This window comes from Amycolatopsis keratiniphila subsp. keratiniphila, from assembly GCF_001620365.2.
Classification (GTDB): Bacteria; Actinomycetota; Actinomycetes; order Mycobacteriales; family Pseudonocardiaceae; genus Amycolatopsis; species Amycolatopsis keratiniphila.
Genome location: NZ_LQMT02000023.1, coordinates 157,364 through 168,303, shown reverse-complemented (window position 1 = coordinate 168,303; position 10,940 = coordinate 157,364). Strand labels below are relative to the sequence as shown.

Genomic DNA, 10,940 nt, shown 5'->3' with positions numbered 1-10,940 from the left:
GCCCCATGCTTTGTGAATCGCTTCACATCCTCGACGGGAGGCTTGTGAACTATTTCACAAGCAAGGAGGCCGTCATGCACGGCCCGTAAGGGTTGCCTAACCCTCGGCGGTGTGACCCAGGTGACTTAGGGTGCCGACCGAGGGAAGCGGTGAACCCCGACTCGAAAACCGCAGCGGCGCGGAAAGGATGGCGAAAACCCCGTGCTGATGTTGCCCGTGCTGGCCCAGGCGGACACCTCGAAGGTGCCCAACCTGGACATGTACCTCCCCCTGGTCCTCTTGTTCGTCCTCGCGCTCGCGTTCGCGGTGCTTTCGGTGCTGCTCGGCCCGCTCGTCGGCCCGAGCAGGGCCAACAAGGCGAAGCTCGCGGCCTACGAATGCGGTATCGAACCGTCGCCGCAGCCGGTCGTCGGCGGCGGCCGGATGCCGGTCGCGTACTACATCACCGCGATGCTGTTCATCCTGTTCGACATCGAGATGGTCTTCCTCTACCCGTTCGCGGTCTCCGCGGACGCGCTGGGCATGTTCGGCCTGGTGGAGATCGTGCTGTTCATCGCGACGGTCGGTTTCGCGTACGCCTACGTGTGGCGTCGCGGCGGCCTGGATTGGAACTAGAGAAGCATGGGCCTCGAAGAAAAACTCCCCAACGGCATCCTCCTGGCCAGTCTCGAAGGCCTGGTGAACTGGGCCCGCAAGAACTCCATGTGGCCCGCCACCTTCGGTCTCGCCTGCTGCGCGATCGAGATGATGACCGTCGGCGGTTCCCGCTACGACATCGCCCGCTTCGGCATGGAGCGCTTCAGCGCGACGCCGCGCCAGGCGGATCTGATGATCGTCGCCGGCCGCGTCACGCAGAAGATGGCGCCGGTGCTCCGCCAGATCTACGACCAGATGGCCGAGCCCAAGTGGGTGCTGGCGATGGGTGTCTGCGCCTCGTCCGGCGGCATGTTCAACAACTACGCCGTGGTGCAGGGCGTCGACCACATCGTCCCGGTCGACATGTACCTCCCCGGCTGCCCGCCGCGCCCCGAGATGCTGCTCGACGCGATTTTGAAGCTGCACGCCAAGATCCAGGACGAGCCGATCAACGCCCGCCGGGCCGCGATCCGCGCCGCCAGCGGTGAGCGCACCGAGCTGATCGCCTCCTCGATCAAGTACGCGAAGAAGTGAGCGACGTGCCCGAAGAAAACTCCCCCGAAACCCCGGAAACCGGCGGCGAGCAGTCCAGCGCCGACCGGCCCGAAGGTGGCCTCGAGCCACAGGGCACCCGCCCGGCCGAGCCGGTCGTCACCGGTAAAGAGCGCCAGGGCATGTTCGGTGTCCGCGGCACCGGTGACACCTCCGGTTACGGCGGCGTCCGCCTCCCCGCGTACAGCCCGCCCCCGGCGGAGCGCCCGTACGGCGGCTGGTTCGACGAGTTCGCCGACGAGTTCTACGCGGCCTTGGCGGACAACAAGATCCCGGCGAGCGCGATCCAGCAGACGACGGTCGACCGCGGCGAGATCACCTTCTACGTCTCCCGCGAGCACCTCGTCGAGATCGCCAAGGTCCTGCGCGACGACGCCGGTCTCCGCTTCGAACTGCTCAGCTCGGTGTCCGGCGTCGACTACGGCGTCGACGTGCCACAGCGGCTGCACTCGGTCTACCACTTCACGTCGATGACCTACCGCCGCCGCATCCGGCTCGAGGTCACCCTCGACATCGAAGACCCGCACGTCCCGTCGCTGGTCGGGGTCTACCCGACGGCCGACTGGCAGGAGCGGGAGGCCTGGGACATGTTCGGCATCGTCTACGACGGCCACCCGGCGCTGACCCGCATCCTCATGCCGGACGACTGGGACGGCCACCCCCAGCGCAAGGACTACCCGCTCGGCGGGATCCCGGTCGAATACAAGGGCGCGGAGATCCCGCCGCCGGACCAGCGGAGGTCGTACTCGTGAGCACCGAACACCTCTCAGACGTCACCACGGGCACCGACACTTCGCCCGAGGGCAGCGACAGCGTCGAGTACGCCGACTCCCGCGAGACCACCGAAGGCCGCGTCTACACCGTTTCCGGCGGTGACTGGGAAGACCTCATCGAGGACTCCCGCCACGACGAGCGCATGGTCATCAACATGGGCCCGCAGCACCCGTCGACGCACGGCGTGCTCCGGCTCGTGCTGGAGATGGAGGGCGAGACCGTCACCCAGCTCCGCTCGGTCATCGGCTACCTGCACACCGGGATCGAGAAGAACTGCGAGTACCGCACGTGGACCCAGGGCGTCACCTTCGTGACGCGCATGGACTACCTCGCCCCGCTCTCGACGGAGATGGCGTACTGCCTCGGTGTCGAGAAGCTGCTCGGCATCCAGGCGCCGCGCCGCGCCGAACTGCTGCGCGTGATGCTGCTGGAGATCAACCGCATCGGCTCGCACCTGGTGTACATCGCCACCGGCGGGATGGAACTCGGTGCCACCACGGCGATGACGCTCGGTTTCCGTGAGCGCGAAGAGGTCCTGCACCTGCTGGAGCACCTCACCGGTCTCCGGATGAACCACGCGTTCATCCGTCCCGGCGGGCTCGCGCAGGACATGCCCGCCGACTACCACGAGGTGGTCAGCGCGTTCGTCAAGACGATGGACGAGCGGCTTCCCTTGTACGACAAGCTCTTCACCGGTCAGCCGATCTGGCGCAACCGGCTCAAGGGCGTCGGGTACCTGCCGGTCGACGCGTGCCTCGCGCTCGGCGTCACCGGCCCGGTGCTGCGCAGCGCCGGTCTCCCGTGGGACATGCGCAAGACCGAGCCGTACTCCCGCTACGAGGAGTTCGAGTTCGACATCCCGACCTCCACCGAGGCGGACTGCTGGGCGCGCTACCTGCTGCGCGTCGAGGAGATGCACCAGAGCCTGCGGATCATCAAGCAGTGCCTCAAGAAGCTCGAGCCGGGCCCGGTCATGGTCGAGGACAAGAAGGTCGCCTGGCCGGCGCAGCTCTCGATCGGCAGCGACGGCATGGGCAACTCGCTCGAGCACGTCCGCAAGATCATGGGCCAGTCGATGGAATCGCTGATCCATCACTTCAAGCTGGTCACCGAGGGCTTCAAGGTCCCGCCGGGCCAGACCTACACCTCCGTGGAGTCGCCGCGCGGTGAACTCGGCGTGCACCTGGTCTCCGACGGCGGCACCAGGCCGCTGCGGGTCCACGTGCGCGAACCGAGCTTCGTGAACCTGCAGTCGATGCCCGCGATGGCCGAAGGCGGCCTGGTGGCGGACGTGATCGCCGCCATCGCCTCGATCGACCCCGTCATGGGGGGAGTGGACCGTTGAGCACCCAGCCCGAAACGACACCCACGCCCGAGCCCGGCACCAGCCTGGCCGAGCAGACCCATATCGCCGCCGGTGGCGACGTCGACGTGATCGCGATCGCGCCGGATCCCGCCGAGGCGGAGGGGATCCTGGAGAACGCGAAGCTCGAAGACATCTTCGACGCCGACACCTACGCCAAGGCCCAGAACCTGATCGCGCGGTACCCGCAGTCGCGGTCGGCGCTGCTGCCGATGCTGCACCTGGTGCAGTCGGTGCAGGGTTACGTGAGCCAGGAGGGCATCGCCTTCTGCGCGCAGAACCTGGACCTGTCCGACGCCGAGGTCAGCGCGGTCGCGACGTTCTACACCATGTACAAGCGCCGCCCGTGCGGCGAGCACCTGGTGAGCGTCTGCACGAACACGCTCTGCGCGGCCATGGGCGGCGACGCGATCTACAAGAAGCTCCAGACGCACCTCGGCTCCGAAGAGAAGCCGTTGGGGCACAACGAGACCGCGGGCACGCCGAACGAGCCCGGCTCGATCACGCTGGAGCACGCCGAATGTCTCGCGGCCTGTGACCTCGCCCCGGTCATCCAGGTCAACTACGAGTACTTCGACAACCAGACCGAGGACAAGGCCGTCGCGCTGGTCGACGCGTTGCAGGCGGGCAAGAAGCCGGCCCCGACGCGCGGCGCGCCGCTGACGAACTTCAAGGGTGCCGAACTGCAGCTCGCCGGGTTCTTCCCGGAGGACGCGCAGCAGTACCGCACGGACGTCGACGGTCCTTCGCAGGCCGTCGAAACCCTGCGGGGCGCGCAGGTCGCGCAGGATCGCGGCTGGACGGCTCCCGCCATGAAGGACGTTCCGCTCCCCGAAGTGGAGAAGAAGTAATGGCCGATCCCATCACCCCGGTCCTCACGAAGCGCTGGCTTTCGCCCAACTCCTGGACGATCCAGTCCTACGAAGCCCTTGAGGGCTACACGGCGATCCGCAAGGCGCTCAAGGGCACGCCCGAGCAGCTCGTCCAGCTGGTCAAGGACTCCGGTCTCCGCGGCCGTGGCGGCGCGGGCTTCCCGGCCGGCATCAAGTGGTCCTTCATGCCGCCGAACGAGGACAAGCCGCACTACCTCGTCATCAACGCCGACGAGGGCGAGCCGGGTACCTGCAAGGACATCCCGCTGATGATGGCGGACCCGCACTCGCTGATCGAGGGCTGCATCATCGCCTCGTACGCGATGCGTTCGCACCACTGCTTCATCTACGTCCGCGGCGAGGCGCTGCACTGCATCCGCCGCCTCAACGCGGCCGTGCGCGAGGCGTACGAAGCGGGCTACCTCGGCAAGAACATCCTCGACTCCGGATTCGACCTCGACATCACCGTGCACGCGGGCGCCGGGGCGTACATCTGCGGCGAGGAGACGGCGCTGCTGGACTCGCTGGAAGGCCGTCGCGGTCAGCCGCGGCTCAAGCCGCCGTTCCCGGCCGCCGCGGGCCTCTACGCCGCGCCGACCACGGTGAACAACGTCGAGACCATCGCCAGCGCGCCGTACATCGTCAACGGCGGTTCGAGCTGGTTCCGCGAGATGGGCCGCGAGAAGTCGCCCGGCCCGAAGATCTACTCGATCTCCGGCCACGTCGAGAAGCCCGGCCAGTACGAATGCCCGCTCGGCACCACGCTGCGCGAACTGCTGGACATGGCGGGCGGCATGAAGGACGGCATCCCGCTGAAGTTCTGGACGCCGGGTGGTTCGTCCACGCCGATGTTCACCGCCGAGCACCTCGATGTTCCGCTGGACTTCGAAGGCGCGGCGGAAGCCGGGTCGATGCTGGGCACGACGGCCGTGCAGGTCTTCAACGAGACCGTCTCCGTGCCGTGGGCCGTGATGAAGTGGACGCAGTTCTACGAGCACGAGTCCTGCGGCAAGTGCACGCCGTGCCGTGAGGGCACGTACTGGCTGGCGCAGATCCTGGAGCGCATGGTCGAGGGCAAGGGCACCGAGGAGGACATCGACACCCTGCTCGACGTCTGCGACAACATCCTCGGCCGCTCGTTCTGCGCCCTCGGCGACGGCGCGGTCTCGCCGATCCAGAGCGGTATCAAGTACTTCCGGGACGAGTTCCTGGCTTTGTGTCAAGCAAACAAGCGCGAATTGGTGGGGGCGCAGGCATGACGATCGCACCCGACAAGCCCGGGACGTCCACAGAGGACACTCCGGTCCCCGAGGGCCACGTCAAGCTGGTCATCGACGGTGAAGAGGTCATCGCGCCCAAGGGCGAGCTGCTGATCCGCACCGCCGAACGGCTCGGCACGGTCATCCCGCGCTTCTGCGACCACCCGCTGCTCGACCCGGCGGGCGCCTGCCGCCAGTGCCTGGTCGAGGTCGAAATGGGCGGCCGTCCGATGCCGAAGCCGCAGGCCTCGTGCACCATGACGGTCGCCGACGGCATGGTCGTGAAGACCCAGCTGACCTCGGCCGTCGCGGACAAGGCCCAGCAGGGTGTGATGGAGCTGCTGCTCATCAACCACCCGCTGGACTGCCCGATCTGCGACAAGGGCGGTGAATGCCCGCTGCAGAACCAGGCGCTCGCGCACGGCCGCGCGGACTCCCGGTTCGTCGACACGAAGCGGACGTTCCCGAAGCCGCTGCCGATCTCCTCGCAGGTGCTGCTGGACCGCGAGCGTTGCGTGCTCTGCCAGCGCTGCACCCGGTTCTCCCGCGAGATCGCCGGCGACCCGTTCATCGAGCTCCTCGAACGCGGCGCCCACCAGCAGATCGGCACCGCCGAGACCGCGGACGTGCTGGACCTGGCTTCGCGGACGACGTCGGGCCAGCCGTTCCAGTCGTACTTCTCCGGCAACGTCATCCAGATCTGCCCGGTCGGCGCGCTGACGTCGGCCGCGTACCGGTTCCGTTCGCGGCCGTTCGACCTGGTGTCGTCGCCGAGCGTGTGCGAGCACTGCTCGTCCGGCTGCGCCGAGCGGACCGACTTCCGCCGCGGCAAGGTCATGCGGAAGCTCGCGGGCGACGACCCCGAGGTCAACGAAGAGTGGCTCTGCGACAAGGGCCGGTTCGCGTTCCGTTACTCGACCGCGGACGACCGCATCCGCCGTCCGCTGGTCCGCAACGCCGACGGCGTGCTGGAAGAGGCTTCCTGGACCGACGCGCTGCGCGCGGCCGCCGAAGGGCTGGCCAAGGCACGCGACGGCAAGGGCGCCGCGGTGCTGACCGGTGGCAGGTTGACCGTCGAGGACGCCTACGCGTACTCGAAGTTCGCGCGGATCGCCTTGGGCACCAACGACATCGACTTCCGCGCCCGGCCGCACTCGGCCGAGGAACTGGGCTTCCTCGCGTCGCACGTGGTCGGGACGACGCCGGAAAGCGGCGTCACCTTCGGCGAGATCGAGCGGGCGCGCACGGTGCTGTGCGTCGCGTTCGAGCCGGAGGACGAGGCGCCGATCGTGTTCCTGCGCCTGCGCAAGGCGGCCCGCAAGAACCGCACCCGCGTCGTCCACTTGGGACAGTGGACCACCTCGTCGGTCCGCAAGACCTTCGGCGAACTGCTGGCCTGCGCGCCGGGTGCCGAGGCCGCCGCGATCGACGGCATCGCGCAGCACGCGCAGGACGTCGACCAGGCATTGGCCTCGGAAGGCGCCGTGATCCTCGTCGGCGAGCGCGCCGCCGAGGTCCCGGGTCTCTTCTCGGCCCTGCATCGGCTGGTGGAGCGCACCGGCGCCCGGCTCGCGTGGATCCCGCGTCGCGCGGGTGAACGCGGTGCCCTGGCGGCGGGCGCGGCGCCGACGCTCCTGCCCGGTGGCCGTCCGATCGCCGACGCTTCGGCTCGTGCTGAGGTCGAAAAAGCGTGGGGCGTCACGCTTCCCGCCACGGAAGGCCGCGACACCACCGCGATCCTCAAGGCCGCTTCGGGTCAGGACATCGACGGCCTGCTCGTCGGCGGCGTCGACCCGGACGACCTGCCGGATCCGGACCTGGCCCGTCGCGCGCTCGAGAACGCGAAGTTCGTGGTGAGCCTCGAACTGCGGCACAGCGGGGTCACCGAGCACGCGGACGTCGTCCTCCCGATCGCCCCGGCGGTCGAGAAGGCGGGCAGCTACCTGAACTGGGAAGGCCGCCGCCGCGAGTTCGCCGTCACCCTCGAAGGCACCGGCGCCCTGCCGGACTGCCGGGTGCTCGACACCCTCGCCGTCGAGATGGACGCGGACCTGTTCACCCAGACCCCGGCCGCTTCGGCCGCCGATCTGGCCAAGCTGCCTGCTAGGAACGGGGCGTTCCTTGCGGAATTTGCAAGTAACGGACCGTTCATTGCACGCGCCGAGCCCAAGAACGGCCAGGTCCTCCTCGCCACCTGGCGCCAGCTGATCGACAACGGTTCGCTGCAGGACGGCGAGCCGCACCTCAAGGGCACCCAGCGCGAGGTCGTCGCCAAGCTCTCGGCGAAGACCGCCGAAGGCCTGGGCGGCAGCGTCAAGGTCTCCACCGAACGCGGTTCCATCACGTTGCCGATCGAGGTCGCCGACCTGCCGGACGGCGTCGTGTGGCTCCCGGGCAACTCCGACGGCTCGGCCGTCCGCGCCGCTCTAGCGGCCGGTCACGGTTCGGCCGTCACCCTCACCGGAGGTGAGAAGTGACTCCGTTGCTCAGCCAGATGCCGGACGCCGCCGAGCGGGCGGCGCTGCTGGCCGACGACCCGTTGTGGCTGATCCTGATCAAGACGGTCGTCATCCTGCTGATCGGCCCGATCCTGACGATCTTCCTGATCGTCTGGGAGCGCAAGGCCGTCGGCCGGATGCAGAACCGTCCCGGCCCCAACCGGGTCGGGCCCGGCGGTTACCTGCAGTCCCTCGCGGACGCGATCAAGCTGCCGTTCAAGGAACAGATCATCCCGGACACCGCCGACCGCAAGGTGTACTTCCTCGCGCCGGTGATCTCCGCGGTGCCGGCGCTGATCGCGCTGGCGGCGATCCCGTTCGGGCCGGTCGTCTCGATCTTCGGTGAGCGGACCGTGCTCCAGCTGGTCGACCTGCCGGTCGGCGTGCTGGTGATCCTGGCCTGCTCCTCGATCGGGGTGTACGGCCTGGTGCTGGCGGGCTGGTCCTCCGGCTCGCCGTATCCGCTGCTCGGTGGGCTGCGAAGCGCGGCTCAGGTGATCTCGTACGAGATCGCGATGGGTCTCTCCATTGTCGGCGTCATCCTCTACGCGGGTTCGATGTCGACCTCGCAGATCGTCGAGTCACAGCAGACCGGCTGGTACTTCTACCTGCTGCTGCCGAGTTTCGTGATCTACCTGATCTCCATGGTCGGTGAGACCAACCGCGCGCCGTTCGACCTCCCCGAGGCCGAATCCGAGCTGGTCGGCGGTTTCCACACCGAGTACAGCTCGATGAAGTTCGCGATGTTCTTCCTCGCCGAGTACGTCAACATGGTGATCGTCTCGGCGTTCGCGACCACGTTGTTCCTCGGTGGCTGGAAGTTCCCGTTCGTCGGCGCGGACCACGCGCTGAACCAGGGCTGGCTCCCGCTGATCTGGTTCGCCGCGAAGCTGTTCATCCTGCTGTTCGGCTTCATCTGGCTGCGCGGCACGCTGCCGCGGCTGCGGTACGACCAGTTCATGCGCCTGGGCTGGAAGGTCCTGGTGCCGGTCAACCTGGTCTGGATCGTCGTGATCGTCACGGTCCGCGCGATCAAGAACTCGGGTGGCCTGTCCACCCCGCAGATCCTCTTCGGCGGCGGCGCGCTCATCCTCTTCGTCGTCATCCTGAGCTTCCTGATCCCGGACAAGAAGGTCCCGGAAGACGACTACGTCCCGGTGACCGGCGGCGGATTCCCCGTGCCGCCGCTCGACCTGCAGGTCCCGGAGAAGACCCCGCGTCAGAAGGCCCTCGCGAAGGCCGAAGCCCGGGCTGCCAAACGCAAGCCCGCGGCGGTTTCCAGTGGAAGGGAGGCCGGCGATGGGGATGTTTGATCCCATCAAGGGTTTCGGTGTCACCTTCGGCATGATGTTCAAGAAGGTCGCCACCGAGGAGTACCCGGAGGCGGGCGCCCCCGCGGCTCCGCGGTATCACGGCAGGCACCAGCTCAACCGGCATCCGGACGGGCTGGAGAAATGCGTCGGCTGCGAGCTGTGCGCGTGGGCCTGCCCGGCGGACGCGATCTTCGTCGAAGGCGGCGACAACACCGAAGAGGCGCGTTACTCGCCCGGTGAGCGCTACGGCGCCGACTACCAGATCAACTACCTGCGCTGCATCGGCTGCGGGTTGTGCGTCGAGGCCTGCCCGACCCGGTCCCTGACGATGATCAACTTCTACGAGCTGGCCGACGACGACCGGCAGCGGTTGATCTACACCAAGGAAGACCTCCTCGCGCCGCTGCTGCCCGGTATGGAGCAGCCGCCGCACCCGATGCGGCTGGGCGACAACGAGCAGGACTACTACGTCAACGGCCCGGAACTCGCACGGAAGCCCGCCGAGTCGAAGGAGCCGGTCCAGTGATCACGGCTTTCCTCGCCCAGACGGACGTTTCGGCAGGCATCACCACCGGCGAGACCATCGCCTTCTGGGTGCTCGGCCCGCTCGCGCTGCTCGGCGGGCTCGGCATGATCTTCTCCCGCAACGCCGTGCACTCGGCGCTGTGGCTGGTCCTCACGATGCTGTGCCTCGGCGCGCTGTACATGATCCAGCAGGCGCCGTTCCTCGGCTTCACGCAGATCATCGTCTACACCGGCGCGATCATGATGCTGTTCCTGTTCGTGCTGATGCTGGTCGGCCGCGAGAGTTCCGATTCGGTCGTCGAAGTCCTGCGCGGACAGCGGGTCATGGCGACCCTGCTCGGCATCGGTGTCGGCGGGCTGCTCGCCGCGGGTCTCGCCCGCGCGCTGGCCAACGTCACCCCGGCGCTGCCGCGTGACCCGGCGGACCTCGACGGCGGCGGCCCCGGCGGGCTGGGACGGCTGATCTTCACCAAGTACCTGTTCCCGTTCGAGCTCACCTCGGCCCTGCTGATCACCGCCGCGCTCGGCGCGATGGTGCTCGCGTTCACCGACCGGCACGCCAAGGGCGGCAAGAAGTCGCAGAAGGAGCTGGTCGTCGACCGGTTCACCGGCAAGCACGACCGGCCTTCGCCGCTGCCCGGCCCGGGTGTGTTCGCCACGGCCAACTCGGTCGCCACCCCGGCGCTGCTGCCCGACGGCTCGATCGCCAGGGAGTCGCTCTCGGAGATCATCGAGTCGACTTCGGCCGCGCAGCTGGAAACCGAGCGCAAGCAGGTCGCCGGAACGGAAGAGGTTCCCGACGCCCACGCGCTCGTAGGTAAGAAAGAAGGGGACGAGGAATGACCCCGACGTACTACCTGCTCCTGTCCGCGCTGCTGTTCGCCATCGGCGCGGTCGGGGTGCTGGTGCGCCGCAACGCGATCGTCGTGTTCATGTGCATCGAGCTGATGCTGAACGCGGCGAACCTGTCCCTGGTCACGTTCGCCCGGATCAACGGGTCGCTGGACGGCCAGGTGATGGCGTTCTTCGTGATGGTCGTCGCCGCCGCCGAGGTCGTGGTGGGGCTTGCGATCATCATGGCGATCTTCCGCACCCGGCGCTCGGCCTCGGTCGACGACACCAACCTGCTGAAGTACTAGGGAGCACCG

11 protein-coding genes are annotated in these 10,940 nt (G+C 68.1%); all 11 read left to right on the top strand.

Annotated features, from left to right (window positions below; genetic code table 11):
- The first annotated feature begins 207 nt into the window (after window positions 1-207).
- Genes AVR91_RS25150 through nuoK form a run of 11 tightly spaced genes read left to right on the top strand, consistent with a single transcriptional unit; the run spans window position 208 to window position 10,931 of the window.
- Window positions 208-615 carry an NADH-quinone oxidoreductase subunit A gene (locus AVR91_RS25150; RefSeq protein WP_037335926.1) on the top strand — a complete coding sequence of 136 codons (408 nt, stop codon included), beginning with the start codon at window positions 208-210 and terminating at the stop codon, window positions 613-615.
- Window positions 616-621: 6 nt separating this feature from the next.
- Entirely contained in the window at window positions 622-1,170 is a 549-nt protein-coding gene (locus AVR91_RS25145; protein ID WP_005151847.1) for a NuoB/complex I 20 kDa subunit family protein, read from the top strand.
- A 5-nt stretch (window positions 1,171-1,175) separates the two neighbouring features.
- Window positions 1,176-1,940 (top strand): NADH-quinone oxidoreductase subunit C, encoded by a 765-nt coding sequence (locus AVR91_RS25140; RefSeq protein WP_063277009.1) that lies wholly within the window; start codon window positions 1,176-1,178, stop codon window positions 1,938-1,940.
- Window positions 1,937-3,307, top strand: a complete 1,371-nt coding sequence (locus AVR91_RS25135) for an NADH-quinone oxidoreductase subunit D (RefSeq protein WP_063276990.1) — start codon at window positions 1,937-1,939, stop codon at window positions 3,305-3,307. Before AVR91_RS25140 ends, AVR91_RS25135 begins: the two co-directional genes overlap by 4 nt.
- Window positions 3,304-4,176 (top strand): NADH-quinone oxidoreductase subunit NuoE, encoded by an 873-nt coding sequence (gene nuoE / locus AVR91_RS25130; protein ID WP_016330963.1) that lies wholly within the window; start codon window positions 3,304-3,306, stop codon window positions 4,174-4,176. The genes AVR91_RS25135 and nuoE overlap by 4 nt, the downstream gene beginning before the upstream one ends.
- The gene (nuoF, locus tag AVR91_RS25125) at window positions 4,176-5,456 is read left to right on the top strand and encodes an NADH-quinone oxidoreductase subunit NuoF (protein WP_063276991.1); all 1,281 of its coding nucleotides are present in this window, start codon (window positions 4,176-4,178) and stop codon (window positions 5,454-5,456) included. Before nuoE ends, nuoF begins: the two co-directional genes overlap by 1 nt.
- On the top strand, window positions 5,453-7,933 hold the full coding sequence (locus tag AVR91_RS25120; RefSeq protein ID WP_063276992.1) for an NADH-quinone oxidoreductase subunit G: 2,481 nt from the start codon (window positions 5,453-5,455) through the stop codon (window positions 7,931-7,933). The genes nuoF and AVR91_RS25120 overlap by 4 nt, the downstream gene beginning before the upstream one ends.
- A complete protein-coding gene (gene nuoH / locus AVR91_RS25115; RefSeq protein WP_063276993.1) occupies window positions 7,930-9,267 on the top strand; it encodes an NADH-quinone oxidoreductase subunit NuoH in 1,338 nt (445 codons plus the stop codon). Before AVR91_RS25120 ends, nuoH begins: the two co-directional genes overlap by 4 nt.
- Entirely contained in the window at window positions 9,254-9,793 is a 540-nt protein-coding gene (gene nuoI, locus AVR91_RS25110; protein ID WP_016330967.1) for an NADH-quinone oxidoreductase subunit NuoI, read from the top strand. Before nuoH ends, nuoI begins: the two co-directional genes overlap by 14 nt.
- Entirely contained in the window at window positions 9,790-10,635 is an 846-nt protein-coding gene (locus AVR91_RS25105) for an NADH-quinone oxidoreductase subunit J (protein WP_063276994.1), read from the top strand. The genes nuoI and AVR91_RS25105 overlap by 4 nt, the downstream gene beginning before the upstream one ends.
- The gene (gene nuoK / locus AVR91_RS25100) at window positions 10,632-10,931 is read left to right on the top strand and encodes an NADH-quinone oxidoreductase subunit NuoK (RefSeq protein ID WP_005151882.1); all 300 of its coding nucleotides are present in this window, start codon (window positions 10,632-10,634) and stop codon (window positions 10,929-10,931) included. The genes AVR91_RS25105 and nuoK overlap by 4 nt, the downstream gene beginning before the upstream one ends.
- Window positions 10,932-10,940: the final 9 nt, after the last annotated feature.

Bases quoted from the DNA above. Each gene is read 5' to 3' on its own strand.
- AVR91_RS25145 (WP_005151847.1), top strand. From the start codon at position 622: ATGGGCCTCGAAGAAAAACTCCCCAACGGCATCCTCCTGGCCAGTCTC.
- AVR91_RS25120 (WP_063276992.1), top strand. From the start codon at position 5,453: ATGACGATCGCACCCGACAAGCCCGGGACGTCCACAGAGGACACTCCG.
- AVR91_RS25150 (WP_037335926.1), top strand. From the start codon at position 208: ATGTTGCCCGTGCTGGCCCAGGCGGACACCTCGAAGGTGCCCAACCTG.
- nuoK (WP_005151882.1), top strand. From the start codon at position 10,632: ATGACCCCGACGTACTACCTGCTCCTGTCCGCGCTGCTGTTCGCCATC.
- nuoI (WP_016330967.1), top strand. From the start codon at position 9,254: ATGGGGATGTTTGATCCCATCAAGGGTTTCGGTGTCACCTTCGGCATG.
- nuoF (WP_063276991.1), top strand. From the start codon at position 4,176: ATGGCCGATCCCATCACCCCGGTCCTCACGAAGCGCTGGCTTTCGCCC.